21 protein-coding genes are annotated in these 19775 nt (G+C 36.6%); 10 read left to right on the forward strand and 11 right to left on the reverse strand.

The features are described 5' to 3' along the window. The coding region (locus tag ACYIAJ_RS09200; protein ID WP_483564687.1) for a transposase at positions 1-184 on the reverse strand (184 nt) is incomplete at its 3' end. 279 nt (positions 185-463) lie between these two features. On the opposite strand from ACYIAJ_RS09200, the gene envC reads away from it, so the two are divergent. Together envC and ACYIAJ_RS09210 are read left to right on the forward strand one after the other, a co-directional pair. Beyond that, positions 464-1672, forward strand: a complete 1209-nt coding sequence (gene envC / locus ACYIAJ_RS09205) for a murein hydrolase activator EnvC (protein WP_483564688.1) — start codon at positions 464-466, stop codon at positions 1670-1672. Further along, positions 1672-2496 (forward strand): divergent polysaccharide deacetylase family protein, encoded by an 825-nt coding sequence (locus ACYIAJ_RS09210; protein WP_483564689.1) that lies wholly within the window; start codon positions 1672-1674, stop codon positions 2494-2496. Before envC ends, ACYIAJ_RS09210 begins: the two co-directional genes overlap by 1 nt. Here ACYIAJ_RS09210 and rapZ read toward each other — a convergent pair. From rapZ to dsbB, 4 genes are all read right to left on the reverse strand, one after another. Beyond that, a complete protein-coding gene (rapZ, locus tag ACYIAJ_RS09215; protein WP_483564690.1) occupies positions 2477-3355 on the reverse strand; it encodes an RNase adapter RapZ in 879 nt (292 codons plus the stop codon). The genes ACYIAJ_RS09210 and rapZ overlap by 20 nt on opposite strands. A gap of 88 nt (positions 3356-3443) precedes the next feature. Continuing rightward, the gene (locus ACYIAJ_RS09220) at positions 3444-4040 is read right to left on the reverse strand and encodes an XTP/dITP diphosphatase (protein WP_160402750.1); all 597 of its coding nucleotides are present in this window, start codon (positions 4038-4040) and stop codon (positions 3444-3446) included. A gap of 56 nt (positions 4041-4096) precedes the next feature. Continuing rightward, positions 4097-4753, reverse strand: coding sequence for a bifunctional tRNA pseudouridine(32) synthase/23S rRNA pseudouridine(746) synthase RluA (gene rluA / locus ACYIAJ_RS09225; RefSeq protein WP_483560166.1), 657 nt, complete (start codon positions 4751-4753; stop codon positions 4097-4099). 79 nt (positions 4754-4832) lie between these two features. Beyond that, on the reverse strand, positions 4833-5366 hold the full coding sequence (gene dsbB, locus ACYIAJ_RS09230) for a disulfide bond formation protein DsbB (protein ID WP_483560168.1): 534 nt from the start codon (positions 5364-5366) through the stop codon (positions 4833-4835). 148 nt (positions 5367-5514) lie between these two features. On the opposite strand from dsbB, the gene rluC reads away from it, so the two are divergent. Together rluC and ACYIAJ_RS09240 are read left to right on the forward strand one after the other, a co-directional pair. Then, the gene (gene rluC, locus ACYIAJ_RS09235) at positions 5515-6516 is read left to right on the forward strand and encodes a 23S rRNA pseudouridine(955/2504/2580) synthase RluC (RefSeq protein ID WP_483560170.1); all 1002 of its coding nucleotides are present in this window, start codon (positions 5515-5517) and stop codon (positions 6514-6516) included. Between the two features lie 5 nt (positions 6517-6521). Continuing rightward, positions 6522-7184 (forward strand): histidine phosphatase family protein, encoded by a 663-nt coding sequence (locus tag ACYIAJ_RS09240; protein WP_483560171.1) that lies wholly within the window; start codon positions 6522-6524, stop codon positions 7182-7184. 66 nt (positions 7185-7250) lie between these two features. Here ACYIAJ_RS09240 and bepA read toward each other — a convergent pair whose 3' ends face one another. Both bepA and proS read right to left on the reverse strand, forming a co-directional pair. Continuing rightward, the gene (gene bepA, locus ACYIAJ_RS09245) at positions 7251-8702 is read right to left on the reverse strand and encodes a beta-barrel assembly-enhancing protease (RefSeq protein ID WP_483560173.1); all 1452 of its coding nucleotides are present in this window, start codon (positions 8700-8702) and stop codon (positions 7251-7253) included. A gap of 205 nt (positions 8703-8907) precedes the next feature. After that, positions 8908-10629: a proline--tRNA ligase gene (gene proS / locus ACYIAJ_RS09250; RefSeq protein WP_483560174.1), complete on the reverse strand. Its 1722-nt coding sequence runs from the start codon at positions 10627-10629 to the stop codon at positions 8908-8910. 155 nt (positions 10630-10784) lie between these two features. Between proS and ACYIAJ_RS09255 the strand changes: the two genes are divergently transcribed. From ACYIAJ_RS09255 to ACYIAJ_RS09270, 4 genes are all read left to right on the forward strand, one after another. Beyond that, on the forward strand, positions 10785-10934 hold the full coding sequence (locus ACYIAJ_RS09255) for a hypothetical protein (RefSeq protein ID WP_160402761.1): 150 nt from the start codon (positions 10785-10787) through the stop codon (positions 10932-10934). Then, complete coding sequence (locus ACYIAJ_RS09260; RefSeq protein ID WP_160402763.1) at positions 10928-11122, forward strand: hypothetical protein; 195 nt, start codon at positions 10928-10930, stop codon at positions 11120-11122. The genes ACYIAJ_RS09255 and ACYIAJ_RS09260 overlap by 7 nt, the downstream gene beginning before the upstream one ends. Continuing rightward, positions 11082-11549: a hypothetical protein gene (locus tag ACYIAJ_RS09265; RefSeq protein ID WP_483560176.1), complete on the forward strand. Its 468-nt coding sequence runs from the start codon at positions 11082-11084 to the stop codon at positions 11547-11549. Before ACYIAJ_RS09260 ends, ACYIAJ_RS09265 begins: the two co-directional genes overlap by 41 nt. A 298-nt stretch (positions 11550-11847) precedes the next feature. Then, positions 11848-13215, forward strand: a complete 1368-nt coding sequence (locus ACYIAJ_RS09270; protein ID WP_483560178.1) for an L-serine ammonia-lyase — start codon at positions 11848-11850, stop codon at positions 13213-13215. 128 nt (positions 13216-13343) lie between these two features. Here ACYIAJ_RS09270 and mpl read toward each other — a convergent pair whose 3' ends face one another. The 4 genes from mpl to xerD all read right to left on the reverse strand — a co-directional run bounded on the left by mpl (position 13344) and on the right by xerD (position 18302). Beyond that, positions 13344-14735 (reverse strand): UDP-N-acetylmuramate:L-alanyl-gamma-D-glutamyl-meso-diaminopimelate ligase, encoded by a 1392-nt coding sequence (gene mpl, locus ACYIAJ_RS09275; RefSeq protein WP_483560179.1) that lies wholly within the window; start codon positions 14733-14735, stop codon positions 13344-13346. A 119-nt stretch (positions 14736-14854) separates the two neighbouring features. Beyond that, entirely contained in the window at positions 14855-16591 is a 1737-nt protein-coding gene (gene recJ, locus ACYIAJ_RS09280) for a single-stranded-DNA-specific exonuclease RecJ (RefSeq protein WP_483560181.1), read from the reverse strand. Between the two features lie 72 nt (positions 16592-16663). Continuing rightward, complete coding sequence (gene dsbC, locus ACYIAJ_RS09285) at positions 16664-17362, reverse strand: bifunctional protein-disulfide isomerase/oxidoreductase DsbC (RefSeq protein ID WP_483560183.1); 699 nt, start codon at positions 17360-17362, stop codon at positions 16664-16666. 25 nt (positions 17363-17387) lie between these two features. Continuing rightward, positions 17388-18302: a site-specific tyrosine recombinase XerD gene (gene xerD, locus ACYIAJ_RS09290; protein ID WP_483560185.1), complete on the reverse strand. Its 915-nt coding sequence runs from the start codon at positions 18300-18302 to the stop codon at positions 17388-17390. A gap of 141 nt (positions 18303-18443) precedes the next feature. On the opposite strand from xerD, the gene ACYIAJ_RS09295 reads away from it, so the two are divergent. Further along, positions 18444-19070 carry a Pr6Pr family membrane protein gene (locus ACYIAJ_RS09295; RefSeq protein ID WP_483560187.1) on the forward strand — a complete coding sequence of 209 codons (627 nt, stop codon included), beginning with the start codon at positions 18444-18446 and terminating at the stop codon, positions 19068-19070. After that, positions 19067-19717: a glutaredoxin 2 gene (gene grxB / locus ACYIAJ_RS09300; RefSeq protein ID WP_483560188.1), complete on the forward strand. Its 651-nt coding sequence runs from the start codon at positions 19067-19069 to the stop codon at positions 19715-19717. Before ACYIAJ_RS09295 ends, grxB begins: the two co-directional genes overlap by 4 nt. Positions 19718-19775 lie beyond the last annotated feature (58 nt).

The raw sequence follows: 19775 nt of genomic DNA on the forward strand, positions 1-19775 counted from the left end.
AACACCTTGGTTTTGTGACGGGTTTTAGTCCTTCAATGCCTTTTCTTCTATATAAATTTACCCAACATTCAACTGTATTAGCAGGCATTTGGAAGCGTCGGGCGGTTAAACCATAACCATCATTACTCTTAAAATAATGTTCAATAACTTGTTTTTTAAAATCGAATGTATATTTTTTTGCCATAATTTTGTTCCCAAAAGTAGATTTAAACAATCCAACTTTTGGGGGGCAGTTCAAAACCGCACCCAATTTATTCTATTCACCAAAACAAAAAAGGCCTGATTTTCCGCCAAAAATCGGTCAGAAAAGGTATTGATTTTATTAAAGTTTTTTTGAGTGTTTTTTTCTAAAAAAAACAATCTCCCCCCACATTACAATTGGTTTTCATTTTGCATCTTGCCCTAATTATCGGTATAGTGACATCATCATTATTGCTCGGCTATCAATCACAAATACAACACCATGTCTATTTATCAAAAAATTGCAATTATTGTTCTTGTGGGGTTAATTAAAGTTAACTTTTCATACGCTGATGACAATCAGCTACTCCAATCCCTACGTCATTCGATCGAAGAACAAGAAAAGCGCCTAGCACAGCAAAAAAAAGAACGTACCGAGCTGGTTAATGATCTTAAAGAGCAAGAAACCGAAATCGCGAAATTGTTAACGTCGATTGAAAAAAACGATTTATCACTTAGAAAACTTGATCAAGACATCAATAGCTTAGTTAAACAAATTGATTTACTAACAGTAAAACAAAAACAGCAACGAGCTGTGCTGGCAAAACAGTTAGAAAGTGCATTTAAACTGGGTAATGCGACGGGGTTTGAACTTGTTTTTTCGGGCGAGAAGAGTGAGCGTAATGATCGCATTATTACTTATTTCAGTTATATTAATAATGCACGACAACAGCAAATTAGTGCGCTTGAAGATACGCAAGCCCAATTAGCCAATAAAAAGCAAGAACTGCAAAAAAAACAAGAAACCCATAAAGCCTTGCAAAGCAAGCAAAAAGAACAGCAAGCTGGGCTTGAAAAGAACCGTCAAAATCGGCAAAAGACAATATCTTCGCTTGAATTGTCAATGCAAGAAAATCAACAAAAATTAGCCAGTTTGCGTAACAATGAGGCCAAATTACAAGCCAAAATTGCTCAAGCAGAAAAGGAAAGCCGACGCATAGCTGAAGAAGAAGCAAGGCAGGCAAAACATATTGAAGAGAAGCAAAAAAATACAAGCTATACCCTTAACCCTGATGAGCGGGCATTGATGGCGCGGGTGAGTGGTATTGGTAAGCCGAAACATCAGTTTAATTGGCCTGTTAGCGGTAGTGTTGCTCACCGTTTTGGCGAATCGCTTCAAGGTGAGTTACATTGGAAGGGGATGGTCATTAATGCTAAAGATGGTGCTCAGGTGCGAGCTATTGCCGATGGACGGGTGATATTGGCGAGTTGGTTGCAAGGTTATGGTTTTGTTGTGGCGCTTGAGCATGGTAAGGGCGATATGAGTTTGTATGGCTATAATCAACGTATTTTGGTTGAGGTGGGCGATAAGATTCAAAACGGACAAGCCATTGCGTTGATTGGTTCGAGTGGGGGGCAAAATACGCCTGCTTTATATTTTGAAATTCGCCGTGATGGTAAGGCACTTGATCCAAGTGGGTGGTTAAAGTAATGCGCTGTTTTATTGGTATGCTGGTTATTAGTTTATTGGTGCTAAATTCACCGGTTTTATCTGCGGGGCAATTGGTGCTGGTTATTGATGATTTTGGTTATCGTCAACATAATGAGGAGCAGATTATTGGGTTTTCGCCTTTTATTACCATTGCTGTTTTGCCACACTCGCCTAATGCTAAACGTATTGCTACGATGGCTCATGAGCATGGTAATGATGTGATTATCCATTTGCCTATGGCGCCAATGAATAAACAACCGTTAGAAAAAGATACTTTGTTTCCTTCGATGAATGAAAGCGAAGTTAAAGTCATTGTCGATAATGCTGTTGAACGGGTGCCTTATGCCGTTGGGGTTAATAACCATATGGGTAGTTTGATGACTTCTAATCTAAGCGGTATGATAAATGTGATGAAAGCGCTGAGTCGTTATTCAATGTTTTTTTTGGATAGTAAAACCATCGGTAAAACCCAAGTTAAAAAAGCTGCTCTGGACTATAATATACCTGTGTTAACGCGTGATGTTTTTTTAGATGATAAGCAAACCGAAAGCGCAATTAGTCAGCAATTTGATTTGGCCGTGAAATTGGCTCGTAAAAATGGTGTGGCGATTGCTATTGGTCATCCACATCCGCAGACGGTTAATGTGTTAAGAACTAAGTTAGCTAATTTACCTGCAGATATTAAGTTGGTTAAACTCAGTCAGCTAATTACGACGGTGTCAGATTCTGTAAACCATAAACCTAAAATAACGTTGAAAGAAATTATTGAAAAATGCGAACGCCGACTTGAGGAAATCGTAAACCTTAAGCTGGTTGATGAGTAGAACTGTTTTTTTCGCGTTTTTCTAACGTTCGGTGACGTATTTGTACTTGTTTGTTTTGTGCTTTAAAAAACGATGCTAATTGTTCAACAATAAAGACCGAACGATGTTGTCCACCTGTACAACCAATGGCGATGGTTAAGTAGCTGCGGTTGTTTTTTTCTAACAATGGTAGCCATTGATTTAAGTAATTGGCTGTTTGGTAGATGAAGTGGGATACTTCGTCATGTTTTAGTAAGTACTCTTTGATAGGTGCATCTAGCCCTGTTAGTGGGCGCAAACTAATATCCCAATGTGGGTTGGGTAAAAATCTGACATCGAAGACAAAGTCAGCATCAACCGGTAAGCCATGTTTAAAGCCGAATGATTCAAATATGATGGTTAATTCGCGCTCTTTTTTACCTAAAATACGTGATCTTAAAATATCGGATAGTTCATGGACTGAAAGGTTGTCGGTGTTGATGATGAGGCTTGCGTGCGATTTTAATGGCTCTAGGTAAGCCTCTTCAAGGTCGATGGCTTCTTCAAGAGAGTAGCGTTGATTGGTTAATGGGTGGATGCGCCTTGTTTCGCTATAGCGTCGAATTAGGGTGTTGCGACTGCAGTCGAAAAAGATGATTTCTGGCGTTACTGATTGTGGTAAGCGTTGAAAAATGTCGTTATTGACGTCAAAATTTTCAGGTAAGTTCCGTATGTCAATGCTAATTGCCACAGGTGTGTTGTTGTCTTTTAATGAATTGGCTAATTGTGGTAATAACGCAACGGGGATATTATCAACACAATAAAATCCCATATCTTCCAGCGCTCGTAGGGCTATTGATTTGCCCGAACCGGAGCGACCACTTACTATCAGTAGAATCACAATATTAACTCCACGCCCATTGATGCATTAATTATATACTGTTTGTTTCTTGATATACAATTTTGAATATAAATAATATTGTTAATCATTAATAATCAGTTTTAATTTTTGCAATAAGTTGCTTAAGTGCTTGGCCTCGATGTGATATTTGGCTTTTTTGTTCTTTGGTGAGCTGTGCTGCAGTGCAGCCTAATTCTGGGATGTAAAAAAGTGGATCGTAGCCAAAACCGCCTTCACCTTGTTCTTCATTTAAGATAAAGCCATTCCATTTGCCTAAACAGACGATGGGGGTTGGATCGGCTTCGTGTCTCATAAAGACAAGCGCGCAATAGAAGTAGGCTGTGCGGGCTTCTTTGGGGACGTTTTGTAATGCTGTAAGAAGTTTTTGATTATTGCTTTTGTCGTTGCCATGTTCACCCGCATAACGCGCTGAATAGATCCCCGGTTGTCCACCCAGCGCATCGACCGCTAGGCCTGAGTCATCAGCAATGGCAGGCAGTCCTGTTAATTTGGCAGTATGCCTTGCTTTTAATATGGCATTTTCAATAAATGTTAAACCTGTTTCATCGGCATCAGGTACGTTAAATTGGCTTTGTGCAATAATATCAAAACCGGCATCGGCGAGTAATTTTTGCAATTCATTCACTTTACCTTGGTTGTTTGTTGCTAATACAATTTTTTGCATTTTAATTTCCTTTATTTTAATGAGTTTTAGCCATTGGTATAAACCGGTTTTGTATTTCAAAAATCGGGCTCAGAGCTAAACGTCATACTTTCGCCTGTTTTTGGGTGATTAATCGTGAGTAATTGAGCGTGTAATAGCAGTCTTTTAGACATAGCAAATGCTTCGGGATGCGCATAAAATTTATCGCCTAAAATTGGGTGGCCAATGGCTTGCATATGAACACGCAATTGGTGAGAGCGTCCGGTAAAAGGAAATAATTCTACTCGTGTTGTATTGTCGGGATTGCGAGCAATAACTTGATATTCAGTCAGTGCATGTTTGCCATTTTCTAAATCGACCATTTGCCTTGGGCGGTTGGGCCAGTCGCAAATTAGGGGTAATTCAACACGGCCAGTGTCCTGCTCAAGGTGCCCATGAACAACGGCGATATAGGTTTTTTTGGGAATGCGTTCCCGAAACTGTTTTTTTATTTCACGATCGGCAAGTTTCGATAAGGCGGCAACCATGATGCCACTGGTTGCCATGTCTAGTCGGTGTACGGATTCGACATAGCTATATTTTTGTTGCAAACGGTGAATAATACTATCAATAAATTGAGGTTTATTCCCTGAAACCGATAAGATACCAGGTTGCTTGTTGACAACGACAATGTGATCATCTTGATATAAAATAGACAGCCAAGGTTTAATAGGTGGGTGATATTCCAAAAGCATTTGTGTGTGACAATTTGTAAAATAAAATTGTCACACATTCTAACAAAATCAACAAAAAGTGCTAGCTCTATAAATAGTGTTACTTGCTCCACATTGAGCTTTTAGGTGCTGAAAATAGCTGTGATACTAATATGGCTAAGCCGACAATAAGGTAGCAAGCAAAGATGATGATCATCCATTGTGACATTTCGATAGTTAAAAATGTCCATATTTTATCAGCGCAAGATCCGTAAGCATTAAATAAACTAGGTAACCATGAGTCTAATGGTAACCAAGCTGGAAACTGAGGACTGAGTGAGCAAGTGTCACTTAAGTTTGGTTCAAATTGTAGATGGGCATGAAATGTTGCTAAAGCAAATCCTTTATAGGCGCTAAAAAGCCAAATTAAAATGGCCACTAACCGTGCAAATATGTTTTTAGGTGCAATTAGTCCTATGATGCTAGCTAGCATGATGCCAAATATGGCACAACGTTGGTAAATACAAAGTGTACAAGGTGCCAGCCCTAGACCATGTTGAAAATAAAGTGCGGTTATTTCAAAACTAAGCGTGGAAAAGAACAATAAGAACCAAGCGAACCTGCTTTGTGAGTATTGATTAAGCAGTGACAACATACTATTTTATTCCTCCATATTCCGTTATAATCATTTTTCTTTAATTATATTGGATATTATCTATCGTGATTCTTTAATGTCGATAGTGTAATTTATTTTTGAATAATGTAAACGACTTTATTTATTGATGGCGGATTAATCATTTTTTATGGACTCAAATGCTCCACAAACCAAGTTACAAGTCTCATTTGTTACCATTTCAGAGGAAAATGCGACACAACGAATTGATAACTTTTTAATCACCTATTTAAAGGGTGTGCCAAAAAGTATGATTTATCGTATTTTAAGAAAGGGCGAAGTTCGTGTTAATAAAAAGCGAATTAAACCTGAATATAAATTAAATATTGGCGATGAAATTCGTATCCCTCCTATTCGCGTAGCTGAAAAAGCCACGCCAGAAATTTCAACCAAGCTTAATAAAGTCGCTGATTTAGAAAAGTCCATTATCTATGAAGATGATGTCTTATTAGCGATTAATAAACCATCGGGTATTGCCGTTCATGGCGGTAGTGGTTTAAGTTTTGGTGTAATTGAAGGCTTACGTGCGCTAAGACCCGAGGCTAAGTTTTTGGAGTTGGTGCATCGTATTGACCGCGAAACATCGGGTGTGTTGTTGATCGCTAAAAAACGCTCTACATTAAAAGCGTTACATGAACAGTTGCGCCTTAAACAAATGCAAAAAAATTATTTGGCGCTTGTTAAGGGGAATTGGTCTTCTGAATGTAAGGTGATTCAGGCTCCATTACTTAAAAACGTATTGAAAAGCGGCGAGCGAGTGGTGAAAGTCGATAAAGAGGGTAAGCCATCGGAAACACGGTTTAAAGTTGAAGAGCGTTTTGATTTTGCCACTTTGATTAAAGCCAGCCCTGTGACTGGACGTACCCATCAAATCCGCATCCATACGCAATATGCTAATCATCCAATTGCTTTTGATGATCGTTATGGTGATAGGCAGTTTGATGTATTGTTAGCTGGCACTAAGCTTAATCGGTTGTTTTTACATGCCGCTAGCGTCAAATTTATTCATCCTAAAACGGGACAAGAGATGCAATTAAATGCACCTATGGATGATGCTTTACAGAGCTGTTTAAACTATCTTAGAAAAGATAAATATCAGCAAACAGAATTTTTAAATAGAAAAGGTAGTTAGTACGAATGAAAGATTTAAATTTATATTTAATTAGACATGGTCAAACGCAATGGAATGTTAAAGATCAGATGCAAGGGTCAAAAGATTCTCCATTAACCGAACAAGGTATTTTAGGTGCTAAATTAACTGGGCAATATTTAAAAGATGTACCTTTTATGCAAGCTTATTCAAGTCCTCAAAAACGTGCAATGGATACACGTAATTATATTGTGAATGAAAATAATATGGCTATTCCTACTTCTGAGCTTGCGGATCTGCGTGAAATGGATTTTGGCCTTTGGGAAGGTAAGTATGTGCCCACTTTAAAACAAGATGTGCCGGAATTTAATGTCTATTTGACTGATCCGGCTAATTTTGATTCGTCTGTTAACCAAGGCGAAAGTTACCCCGATATTTTAGCGCGTATGAAGCAAGGACTAAACACTATTGTGCAAAATGCGCCTCATGATTCGGGGAACATTTTGGTTGTGTCACATGGTACGGTATTGCGTATATTGCTTTGTGTTTTAAATGGTGGCGATTGGCGTTTACATCGTGATGAGGATTATTTTCCGAGGATGCTCAATACGAGCATTAGTGTAGTTAATTATAAGCAAGATGATAATCAGTCAGCTGGAAAATTTACAGTAAAATTCTACAATAATGTGGATCATTTGTCTGAAAAATAAGCTTTTTGTTAACTTCTCGACTAGTACTATTTCGATGATTAGTCGAGAAGTTATTGTTACAATCCATTATCGCATATAAGCCGCATAACGTTTTTGTAGTTGTTGTAATTGGTTGATTCTGGCATCGATTTTGGACATCATTATTTGATTGCCTTTGGTTTGGTTTTTCGCGTTTTGTAAAATTATAATCGCTTGTTTAAAATTCCCCTTTAATGCACTGACTTCTGCTTGAGCACTCATTTCTTGAGCTCTTGAACGTAACCCACCATAAGCTGTAACGAGCAAATCCCAACCATTAGTATCGTCATTATGGTCGAAAGTGTAACGATGTAATAAACTCACCGCTTGTTGATAATTTTGGTTTTTTATGTATGCATTTGCTAGATTTAATTGCAATGCCGAGCTATCGGGTGCTTTTTTTAACGCCGCTTGTAAGCGAGTAATGGCTGCATTGTTATTATTGAGTGCTAAATCAATATCTGTCATTAAGTCGATATACCAAATATTATTAGGATCATTGTCTAGTAAGGGTTGTAATTGTTGTTTAGCTTTTTGGTTGTTACCGCTTACGTTGTCAGTTAAAGCGTTGCCATAAATAGCGGCAATGTTACTTTGTTCATTGTTTAGTTTTTTGTAATCTTGTATGAGTAGTTTACCGGCATTTTTTTTGTTATTGATTAAAATTGCTAATCGTGCTTTTGCTAAATAATAGTTTAATGAAGGTGTTACGTTTTTTTTGCTGTATTGTAATGTGCGATTGCGAATATCGGTTATTCGGCTGTTGGGGAGTGGGTGAGTGAGTAATATTTCGGGTGGTTTGCTACTAAAACGGCTTTGATCGGCTAGTTTTTGTAAAAACTCCGATGAAGCATAAGGATCAAATCCTGCTTTTGATAGCGTTTTAAGACCAACTCGATCGGCTTCTTGTTCGTTACTTTGTGTAAAGCTAATCATATTTTGCGCCGAACCTGCCATAGTACTTGTTATTGCCGCCATGCCAGCTTCGGGATTCGCTAAAGTCAGTAAGATGGAGCCTAATGTTGCTCCCCACACATAAGGGCTGTTACGGTTTTGGTTTTCCATTGCTCGGGCTAAGTGGCGTTGGGTGACGTGTCCAATTTCGTGCGCCATGACTGAAGCTAATTGGCTTTCGTTGTCGGTGTCTAATATCAATTGTGAATGAATGACGACATTCCCACCAAAGAAAGCAAAGGCGTTAAGTACATCGCTTTTCATAATGTAAAATTGAAAAGGGGTTTTTACTGATTCTGATTTAGTGACTAATTTTTTGCCTAACTCATTAATATATTGGTTTAAAACTGGGTCGTTAATAATTGGCGCACTGGCACGTAACATTCGTATGTAGTAATCGCCCATTTCCATTTCTTGGCCAATACTGAGGGTTGTGGCCGCGGCAGTACCCATGTCTGGTAGGTTGATGTTATCAGCATAAACGATAGGTGTGCTTTGTAATAATAACGAGGCAGATAGTGTAAATGCCATGACTTTTTTTAACATTATTTCAACCCATTGAGATAAGATTTATTTTGATTTATTTTAGCTGAAAAAAAATACAATATCACTTTGAATTTGTAATCAAATTTAGCTTTTTAGTGGTTGCTTAGGTGATGGTGGTTTGGAGTACGATAAAAAATGCAAAAGCACAACAGTAATTGGTTTATTGCAGTTGTGCTTTTAGGCTATTTAGTAAGTTATTTGAACGTTAAGCTAATTGAGTTCGATGTTTGATAAAGTCGATAATGTTATCTGTTTTTACCATTTGTTTGTCGCCACCAGCGCGATGTTTGTATTCAACCTCGCCGTTTTCAAGGTTACGCTCACCAATGACAATTGTGTGTGGAATACCAATTAGTTCAGCATCAGCAAACATTACTCCTGGGCGCTCTTTGCGGTCGTCAAAAAGAACTTCAATGCCAGCAGCTTGTAGATCAGCGTAAAGTTTTTCGGCCGTGGCTTGGACTTTTTCTGATTTGTGCATATTCATTGGAATAATCACGACACTAAATGGTGCAATGGCTTCAGGCCAAACAATACCACGTTCATCGTGGCATTGTTCAATTGCTGCTGCCACAATTCGGCTAACCCCAATACCGTAGCAACCCATGATCATAACGTGATTTTGCCCATCTTCGCCTTGAACTGTTGCTTTCATAGCTTGAGAGTATTTGGTTCCAAGTTGGAATATGTGACCAACTTCAATCCCTCGTTTGATTTGTAATGTGCCTTTGCCATCAGGGCTGATGTCGCCTTCAACCACGTTGCGGATATCTTCAATACGAGGCAGGGCAACGTCGCGTTCCCAATTAATATTGAAGTAGTGTTTGTGGTCAATATTTGCACCCGCACCAAAGTCGCTCATGACTGCAACATCACGGTCGATGATGATTGGCATATTTAAGTTAATTGGTCCTAATGAGCCAGGCCCTGCATTCACAATCGTACGGATTTCTTCTTCGGTTGCAAATTCTAGTGGTGAGGCAACGATATCAATTTTTTCGGCTTTGATTTCGTTTAAGGTGTGGTCTCCACGGACTAATAGCGCAACAAGTTGGTGACCGCTTTCTTTTGTGGCTTTCACCATTAGGGTTTTCACGGTTTTTTCAATTGGTAAATTGAATTGTTCGACTAATTCTTCAATCGTTTTGGCGTTTGGTGTATCAACCAGTTCCATTGCTTTAGTCGGCGCTAAGCGTTTTTGTGTTGGCGCTTGTGCTTGTGCCATTTCGATATTAGCGGCATAGTCCGATTCTGTTGAAAACACGATGTCGTCTTCACCACTGTCGGCCAATACTTGGAATTCATGTGACCAGTTACCACCAATCGATCCTGTGTCAGCTCGCACTGCTCTAAAGTTTAAACCTGCGCGTGTAAATACAGCGCTATAGGCTTTGTACATATCATCATAAGTTTCTTGCAATGATTCTTGTGTGGTATGGAAAGAGTATGCATCTTTCATAATAAATTCACGCGAACGCATCACACCAAAACGTGGGCGTACTTCATCACGAAATTTAGTTTGAATTTGATAGACATTAAGTGGTAATTGTTTGTATGAACTTACTTCATTACGTAGTAAGTCAGTAATGACTTCTTCGTGAGTTGGTCCTAATACAAAATCACGATCACCACGATCTTTAATCCGTAATAGTTCTGGGCCATATTGTTCCCAACGACCACTTTCTTGCCAAATATCAGCAGGCTGCACGACCGGCATTAATACTTCTATTGCTCCTGCTTTGTTCATCTCTTCACGAACAATATTTTCTACTTTTTTAAGGACTCGGTAACCAGTGGGAAGCCAAGTATATAAACCCGCAGCCACTTTACGGATCATGCCTGCACGTAACATTAATTGATGGCTAATGACTTCTGCATCAGCGGGGGTTTCTTTTAACGTTGAAAGAAGATATTTACTGGTTCGCATAAATTTATCCCGAAAATAATTTATTTATAAATATAATAAAAATGTGAGCTAGTTTAGCAGTACCCAACGCAACACTAAAGCAATTTTATTGATAATTATTGTGAATCATAAAGATTAATTGTAAATTATCAGCATGAGTAATAGGAAAAATCGATATGAATAAATTAAATTTATCACGCTTGGTGGCAGCCTTTTTTGTGGTTTTGGTATTATACCAATCAGTTAAATTTATTATTTATTATTTAACTGATTTTAGTTATGAAGAAATGATGGAGCTTATGTGGGTGAATGAGAATACATGTTGAATCCGTATAACAGTAACGGTATTTATATCAAAGATGGGAATGGCTATATTATTGGTAGTGATCTGATGAAAAAAGTTTATTTGAAAAGAAAACCTGATTATATTCCTTTAGAACGATTTACTGGTGGGGAACTGTACGTTAAGGATTTTGAATCAGGCATTACCTGTGCCTTTTATTCATACAAGTAATTTAGTAATAAGTAATAAGAAAATAATGAAACTCAAAAAATTAAAAATATCGCATATTATTTATGTGCTATTAGTCTTTGCTATACTCTATTATCCTGTGAAAATAACCAAATATTATTTAATGGATTTAAGTTATGATGAAATTTTGGATTTTGGCTGGCGAGGAGATGGGTGCGAAACTAAAGATGGTCATAGGATTGATTCTATCGATTGTCCTTGTGGTACAGGATTGATGGAATCGGATGATCCTTATAATAAAATTAGTGATGAAGGGTATTTTTATTACAATGATGAGCTTTTGGGAAAAGTGACCCTAAAAAGAAAGCCAAGTTATTTTTCTGGTGATGAAATTTTAACAGGTGGCGAGTTAGAAATTGAGCATTTAGAAACAGGAATAATTTGTTATTATGATTCAATTCTTGATTGAAATACAATCTTTAATAATTAAGCCTTTAAAATTAGTTATTTTATAATTTTGGGATTTTTAACATTATTTTTTTCACTATAAAATGTTAAATTTCAATAGGTATAATCGCTATATTGTTTATGTCTTTTTTACTAAAAAATACCGTTTATTTGAAATTTCTCTTACTCGTTTTTTGCCAAAATTATTTAAATATTCATTCTAAGCTTAATTATGTTATGGTGAACCGCATAATATTTTCCTATTATGAATAGATTTTTATTTACTTTAAAAATAAAAGATAATAATTTCAAGGAGTAAAATGAGCTCAGTATTTGAAATATTTAAAATTGGTATTGGTCCTTCAAGTTCGCATACAGTTGGACCAATGAGAGCTGGGAAGGCGTTTGTTGATCAACTAATTAGCAATGATATGATGTCATCGGTTACTAAAATTGTTGCTGATGTTTATGGTTCTTTGTCGTTAACAGGTAAAGGGCACCAAACTGATATTGCTATCATTATGGGGTTAGCTGGTGAAAAACCTGATACTGTTGATATTGATAATATTCCTGTTTTTATCGAAAAATTAAGCCAAACTCACCGTTTACCGATTTATCATAATCGTTACGAAATCGACTTTCCTTTGGATAGTTGTATGGTGTTTCATTCCAAATTTTTGCCATTACATGAAAACGGCATGACGTTGAGTGCCTATAATGGTGATAAATTACTATTTCAAAAAACGTATTATTCTGTTGGTGGTGGTCAAATTGTTGAAGAGGAAAAATTTGGTCAACAAGAGCAAGATTCAATAAAACTTCCTTATCAATTTTCTTCAGCGGAACAGTTACTAAAACATTGTGAAGATAATTCATTGTCAATTTCCAGTATTATGATGAAAAATGAGCTGCAATTACACACTTATGAAGAAATTGAACATTATTTTTCGCGAGTTGGAAAAACTATTTTGAAATGTATCAAGCGTGGAATGAATACTGAAGGATTATTACCTGGACCACTAAAAGTCCCTCGTCGTGCGTTTTCGTTATATCGTCAATTATCTACGACCAAAGATAAAATTATTAGTGATCCCATGGTGGTTATTGATTGGGTAAATATGTTTGCGCTTGCTGTTAGTGAAGAAAATGCTGCTGGTGGTCGAGTGGTGACGGCGCCAACAAATGGGGCGTGTGGTATTATCCCAGCTGTGCTGGCTTATTATGATAAATTTATTAACGAAGTGACACCAGATATTTATATTCGATTTTTTCTAACTTGTGGTGCGATAGGGCAACTTTATCAAATCAATGCGTCTATTTCTGGTGCTGAAGTTGGATGTCAAGGAGAAGTGGGTGTTGCTTGTTCTATGGCTGCGGCAGGGCTTGCTGAGCTTTTAGGGGGTAATCCTGAGCAAGTTTGCATGGCTGCAGAAATCGCGATGGAACATAACTTAGGATTGACTTGCGATCCGGTTGCCGGTCAAGTGCAAGTACCTTGTATTGAGCGTAATGCCATTGCTGCGGTAAAATCAATTAATGCAACGAGAATGGCTTTAAGACGAATTACTGCGGCAAAAGTATCGTTAGATAAGGTGATTAAAACCATGTATGAAACAGGAAAAGATATGAATGCAAAATATCGAGAAACATCACGGGGTGGGCTAGCAATTACGGTTCACTGTAATTAATTGGGCGTCATGAGATAAATTTTTCAATTTTATTCTGCGACATAACATAGCTATTATGTCATGATATATCCTTTTGTATGATATGCCCTGTGATGAGCATATCTTATGTTGTTATTAATATATCGTGACTAGATTAATGGTTGCTCTTCTCGATCTTTTATTTGTTTTTTTTCTAGACTTTCTAAAATCTTGTTGTGAATACCATTAAAGCCACCATTACTCATAATTAAAATTACGTCTGTTGGTCGAGCTGATTTGGTGATCATTTCAACTAGTAAATCAATGTCGCCAGTCCAGTAAGCTGGTTGAATACAAGCATCCACTACATCAGCAACTAGCCAAGGGAGATGTTCCGGTTGGAAGATGAAAATTTCGTCTGCACGTCCAAGCGATGGGGCTAGCTCATCTTTAGATATGCCTAATTTCATTGTATTTGAACGGGGTTCAAGAACTGCTAAAATGCGACGGTTAGCACCGATTTTGCTACGTAAAGCTTCTAATGTTGCTAAAATGGCTGTTGGGTGGTGTGCAAAGTCGTCATAGATTTCGATGTTATTAACTTCACCGTAGAGTTCTAAGCGTCTTTTTGCATTCACAAACGAACCTAATGCTAAGCAGGCGTCAGCAGGTTCAATACCCACATTATGAGCAGCTGCGATTGCCATTAATGCATTATGCATATTATGTTCGCCCACTAATGAATATTTGACTTCACCTACTTTTTTATTGTTATAGAAAACAGCGAAATGGCTTGCATCATTGCTGATGCGTTGTGCCAACCAACCTGTTTCTGATTCAGTAAATACTTGTTCGCTCCAATAGCCTTTAGCCAATACTTGTTTTAAATTTACATCTTCTTGTGGTGAGATGATTAGTCCTTTGCTTGGTACTAAACGAACTAGATGGTGGAATTGTTTTTGAATTGAACTTAGATCATCAAAAATATCTGCATGATCAAATTCTAAATTGTTCATGATCAGTGTTTTAGGACAGTAATGCATAAATTTTGAACGTTTGTCAAAGAATGAACAGTCATATTCGTCCGCTTCAATGACAAAAAAATTACCTTCGCCTAATCTTGCTGAAACATCAAAATTGCCAGGTACACCACCAATCACAAAACCTTGCTTATAACCTTGTTTTTCTAAAATCCAATTGATCATCCCTGCGGTTGTGGTTTTTCCATGTGTGCCAGCTACAGCAATGACCCAACGATCGCGTAATACATTATCATGTAACCACTGAGGTGCTGAAATATAAGGAATATTATTATCCAAAATATATTCAACGCAAGGATTACCTCGTGATAGGGCATTACCGATGATGACTAAATCTGGTGTAGATGTTAGTTGTGATGGCTCATATCCTTCAATGATATCAATATGCTCTTTTTGTAAAAGTGTGCTCATTGGTGGGTAAACATTTTTATCTGAGCCTGTTACTTTGTGACCTAGAGAACGAGCTATTAATGCAATCCCTGCCATAAATGTGCCACAAATTCCAAGAATATGAATATGCATTTTTTATCCTTAATGTTGTATAAATTTTATATTAATGATGTTGGGTACCATTGTCTATTTGGTCAGCAATTTAGATGTAAATTCGGCGCAATTTTGTAATTATAATCGATTCTAGTAGCTTATGCGATAGGCCATAGATGTTTAATGATTAAATTTGGTGCTTGGTTACCACGAAATTCATCGACATCTAGATGATAAACTACTTTTACATTTTTTATTGATTGATCTGGCCATTGCTGTCTATTTACATTAAAAAATATCCCATCAATAAGTGGACCCCCATTTTGGGGTTCCAACACTAATTTAAGGTGTTTGTCGGCCAATAATCGCTGTTGATGAATAATAAATTCACCATCAAAAATGGGGGTACAAAATCCTTCGCCCCATGGGCCCGATTCTTTTACCTGTTTGGCAATTGCGTAAGTAAAATCTTGGCTATCTATTTCACCATCGGTTTCAATAATCTGTTTTAGTAAATCAGGTTTTAATCGTGTGTTTAAGAGTGCTTCAATGCTGATTTTAAAACGTTCTAAATCTTCTTCGCGAATAGTTAATCCAACCGCCATTGCGTGGCCACCAAAGCTGGCTATTAAATTAGGGTGTTGCTGATTTAACTCATCAATAAGATCTCGCAGGTGTAGCCCTTTAATTGAGCGACCAGAGCCTTTTAAAAAACCATCTTGAGTTGAGGCAAATGATATAACTGGTCGATAATATTTATCTTTTAAACGTGACGATAAAATGCCAATAATACCTTGGTGCCACTCAGGGTGATAAAACACAAGTAAGTTAGGAATGGAGGTGTTTTGTTTTTCGACTTCTTCAATAAAAGATAAAGCTTCTTTATGCATTGTTTGTTCAATGAGCTTTCGATCGTTATTGAGATTATCAAGATCAGTGGCTTTATTGATAGCTGAATCATAATTATCACAAAGTAATAATTGAACGCCTAATGCCATATTGTCCATTCTGCCTGCTGCGTTTAACCTTGGTGCTATGTAAAAAGCTAAATCTGTTGAGGTTAAAGAAGCTTGATCTTTTTTAGCGATTTGTAATAAGGCTTTAATGCCTTCACTACAATAACCTGATCGAATTCTGTTTATACCTTGATGAACTAAAATCCGATTATTGTGATCAAGTTTAACCACATCAGCAATAGTACCTAAAGCAACTAAATCCAATAAATTTGTCACATTATATTCGGTCAAATTTTTGTCAGCAAACCAATTTTCTTGTCGTAATTTTGCGCGTAAAGCTAGCATAAAATAAAAAGCTACACCCACTCCAGCTAAATGCTTGGATGGAAAACTGCAATTAGGTAAATTAGGATTGATTATTGCATCGGCATTAGGTAATCGGTCGGGGCATAAATGGTGGTCGGTAATAATAACCGATAAATTTGATTGTTTGGCAAAATCAACAGCCTCAGTGGCAGAAATGCCATTGTCAACGGTAATAATGAGCTGGGCTTTTTGTAGAATAGCTTTTTTTACAACCGATATACTTAATCCATACCCATCGTCAAAGCGATCTGGAATGATGTAATCAACAAATTGACAGCCCATATTTTTAAGTGCTCTAACTGTTAAGGCTGTGCTTGTAGCGCCGTCGGTATCAAAATCGCCAACAATCATGATGTGTTCATTATTCTTCATTGCTGAATAAAGAATTTCAACGGCTTTTTCAATACCTTCTAATTTATTGTAATTGCAAAGATTGCGCGTGCTGTAGTCAAGCTCTTGCATGCTAGTAATGCCACGTAAAGCATAAATTCGCTGCAATAATAGCGGAATATCATTAGTAAATTCTGGATATACTTCAACTAATTTACGATGTATTAATTTATTTTTTTTCATATTTTATATGCTAGCGTGTTGGCGCTAGCATGTATTATGTTTTAATTTTTAACAGAAATAATTTGTTAATTGTTATTTAGTTACTTTTTTATCTAAAGTTTCAATTAATTTATCTGCTGGAACATAACCAGAAACCAATTGTCCATCGGGTAAAATAATCGCTGGTGTACCATTAATTCCGATTTTTCTACCGATATTGAATTGCTGTGTTACGTAAGGCACCATACTGTTAGCTTTAGGAATGGTGTTGCCTTTATAAGCATTCTCAAATGCTGCTTTACGGTTAGTTACACTCCAAATGGATTGCATGTTTTTACCAACATCACTGTCAGCGCCTGCGCGAGGGAAAGCAAAATAGTGTACAGAAATACCCGCGTCTAAATATTTATTGATATTTTCATGTAGTAGTTGACAGTAATGGCAAGTGTAATCAGTAAAAACTGAAATGATGTATTTTTCATTATTAGCTTTATAAACGATAGCATCGTTTTCAATTGATTTTATTAAGCTAAGATTGTAGCTATTGGCGATATTTTCAGGTTGATCGCCTTGAACGTCATAAATAGGACCTTGACTTAGGTATTTTCCATCATCAGTAACATAAAAAATACCATCAGGTGTTTTGACACTTTTTAAACCGTTTATGGGGCTAGTTGTAATTTTGATATTTTGTTCATTGTAGCCTAATTTACCCATCGAATTAATAATATCGGCATTACTTGCTAGCGCTGTAGTTGATATTAATACCAAACCTAAAACTAATTTTTTCATTTAATTATCCTTATTTTTTCGAGTATTATGCTCGAGGATGATGTTTACTATGTAATTGTTTTAATCTTTCTGTTGCCACATGAGTATAAATCTGTGTAGTTGATAAGCTACTGTGTCCAAGCAACATTTGTACAACACGTAAATCCGCTCCATGATTAAGTAAATGGGTTGCGAAAGCATGTCGAAGCACATGGGGCGAAAGTGCCTCAATATTGATGCCAGTCAGTATGGCATAATATTTTATTCTATGCCAAAACGTCTGTCGTGTCATTTTTTTACCTAATCGGCTTGGGAAGAGAGCGTCAATAGCACCGTTTTTTAGAAGATCGTTTCGGGCATATTTAAAATAATATTCAAGCCAATAAATGGCTTCTTCACCCAGTGGTACTAGGCGTTCTTTGTTTCCTTTTCCTATAACTCTTACGACGCCTTGTCGTAAACTAATATCACTAATTTCTAAATTTACTAGCTCGGACACGCGCAAGCCTGTTGCATAAAGTACTTCTAACATGGCTTTATCTCTTAATTCGATAGGATCTTCGATACTGGGGGATTCAAGTAACGCACTCACTTGTGATTCGGTTAAATCTTTAGGCAATTTTTTGGGAAGTTTAGGGGATGATAGCACCGCAGAGGGCTCATCGGTACGATAATTTTCTTGATATAAATATTGGAAAAAACGTTTAGTTGCGCTAAGTAAGCGTGCCGAACTAGTTGCTTTATACCCATCTTTTACTCGTTGCATTAAAAATTCTTGCAAATTATGTGTTTGAGTAGTCAGAAAGGTGATATTTTGTTGTTGTAAAAATTGACTTAATGCCAACAAATCATGCCTATAAGACTCAATGGTATTTTCAGCTAAGTTTCTTTCTAGCCATAATGAATCTAGAAAACGTTCTATTAACCGTTTATTTTGGGTTGGCGTGTCTTGATTAGACATCAAAATCATCTCTACATTACATTTATTCGTTACATTATATACTATTTGTCAATAAGTTTCTTTTATAACAGCTGTAGCTTATTTTTTTATTTTCTTGATTAATTACTATATACTGCGGTTTTGGTTATTTTAATATTATTTATGTTAAAGCGAAGTGTTAATCTTTTTATTGCGCTGTTTGCTATCTTTATTATTGCCATGGAAACTTATATTTATTGTCATACTCGATTTCGTCCTTGGCAACCAAGTTCTTCAATAGGGCGATTAGTTTATTATTATAGTTTCTTTACTGTTTTATCGAATTTAATGTTGGCATTGAGTTGTTTTTGGCTAGCTGCCAATCCTAATTGTCAGCGGTATAGTTTTAAAGTTATTCGGTTGAATGGGTTAGTTGGTGTGATTATCACCACTATTATATATAACTTGGTGTTAAGAAGTATTCATAATCCACCTAATACACTGTTGAAAATAGCTAATGAAAGTTTACATGTTGTCATCCCTATTTTGGGAGTATTAAGTTGGTTTATTTGGGGGCCATTTCGACGAATTAATGTTAAGGTTATCGTTGGATCACTATTATCGATGATTGGATATGGCGTTTATATTTTTATTCGAGGTTATTGTACTAATCAATATCCTTATCCTTTTATTAATGTTGTGCAGGTTGGTTATTTTAAAGCGCTATTTGCTGTGAGTAAGATTTTTTTATTCTTTTTGGGATTAGCTTTTTTATGTTGGGCAATTGACTGCTTAAGGAGTCGAAAATGAAACTATATATTTATGAACATTGTCCTTTTTGTGTCAGGGCTAGAATGATTTTTGGTTTAAAAAATGTATCGGTTGAACAGCAGGTATTACTGAGCGATGATTTTGCATTACCAGAACGTATGATTGGTGAAAAAATGGCACCTATTTTACAAAAAGATGATGGCAGTTATATGCCAGAAAGCCTAGATATTGTTGATTATGTTGATACCAATTATGGCGGCAGTCCGATTTTAACTGGTTTGAGATCTTCAGATATTGCAAAGCGAATAAAACAGTTACAACAATACGATTATAAGCTAGTGTGTCCACGTTATATAAAACTGGGTTTAGCCGAATTTGCAACACAAAGTGCTATTGATTATTTTGTCACTAGTAAATCGAAGAAAATGGGTTCGTTTGATGAATGTTTGATGCAAACCGATTCGTTAGTTTCTGACGTTTCAGATGTATTAAATAAACTTGATTCATTGATTGTTTCGCCAAATGCGTGTAATGGTCAATTGTCTTTAGATGATATCTGTTTGTTTCCCATTTTACGAAATTTGACGTGTGTAAAAACTTTAACTTTTCCACCTAAAATTAAGGCTTATATTCAATCAATGGCAGACCGCACGAAGGTTGATCTGTTTTTTGATAGAGCCATTTAATAATCAGGAATGTCGATTTTACTATTTTTTTGATGTTAAGCCATAGTTATAAAACGTC

This window comes from Gilliamella sp. X-46, assembly GCF_057063525.1.

Excerpts from the sequence above, each read along its gene's own strand:
- recJ (WP_483560181.1), bottom strand. The coding sequence starts at position 16,591 with ATGAAAAAAAATAAATTAATACATCGTAAATTAGTTGAAGTATATCCA.
- rluA (WP_483560166.1), bottom strand. The coding sequence starts at position 4,753 with ATGCTTTTGGAATATCACCCACCTATTAAACCTTGGCTGTCTATTTTA.
- ACYIAJ_RS09255 (WP_160402761.1), top strand. The coding sequence starts at position 10,785 with ATGAATAAATTAAATTTATCACGCTTGGTGGCAGCCTTTTTTGTGGTT.
- ACYIAJ_RS09270 (WP_483560178.1), top strand. The coding sequence starts at position 11,848 with ATGAGCTCAGTATTTGAAATATTTAAAATTGGTATTGGTCCTTCAAGT.
- ACYIAJ_RS09260 (WP_160402763.1), top strand. The coding sequence starts at position 10,928 with ATGTTGAATCCGTATAACAGTAACGGTATTTATATCAAAGATGGGAAT.
- proS (WP_483560174.1), bottom strand. The coding sequence starts at position 10,629 with ATGCGAACCAGTAAATATCTTCTTTCAACGTTAAAAGAAACCCCCGCT.
- bepA (WP_483560173.1), bottom strand. The coding sequence starts at position 8,702 with ATGTTAAAAAAAGTCATGGCATTTACACTATCTGCCTCGTTATTATTA.
- mpl (WP_483560179.1), bottom strand. The coding sequence starts at position 14,735 with ATGCATATTCATATTCTTGGAATTTGTGGCACATTTATGGCAGGGATT.
- dsbC (WP_483560183.1), bottom strand. The coding sequence starts at position 17,362 with ATGAAAAAATTAGTTTTAGGTTTGGTATTAATATCAACTACAGCGCTA.
- ACYIAJ_RS09240 (WP_483560171.1), top strand. The coding sequence starts at position 6,522 with ATGAAAGATTTAAATTTATATTTAATTAGACATGGTCAAACGCAATGG.
- ACYIAJ_RS09295 (WP_483560187.1), top strand. The coding sequence starts at position 18,444 with ATGTTAAAGCGAAGTGTTAATCTTTTTATTGCGCTGTTTGCTATCTTT.
- rluC (WP_483560170.1), top strand. The coding sequence starts at position 5,515 with ATGGACTCAAATGCTCCACAAACCAAGTTACAAGTCTCATTTGTTACC.
- ACYIAJ_RS09220 (WP_160402750.1), bottom strand. The coding sequence starts at position 4,040 with ATGCAAAAAATTGTATTAGCAACAAACAACCAAGGTAAAGTGAATGAA.
- envC (WP_483564688.1), top strand. The coding sequence starts at position 464 with ATGTCTATTTATCAAAAAATTGCAATTATTGTTCTTGTGGGGTTAATT.
- xerD (WP_483560185.1), bottom strand. The coding sequence starts at position 18,302 with ATGTCTAATCAAGACACGCCAACCCAAAATAAACGGTTAATAGAACGT.
- ACYIAJ_RS09210 (WP_483564689.1), top strand. The coding sequence starts at position 1,672 with ATGCGCTGTTTTATTGGTATGCTGGTTATTAGTTTATTGGTGCTAAAT.
- dsbB (WP_483560168.1), bottom strand. The coding sequence starts at position 5,366 with ATGTTGTCACTGCTTAATCAATACTCACAAAGCAGGTTCGCTTGGTTC.
- grxB (WP_483560188.1), top strand. The coding sequence starts at position 19,067 with ATGAAACTATATATTTATGAACATTGTCCTTTTTGTGTCAGGGCTAGA.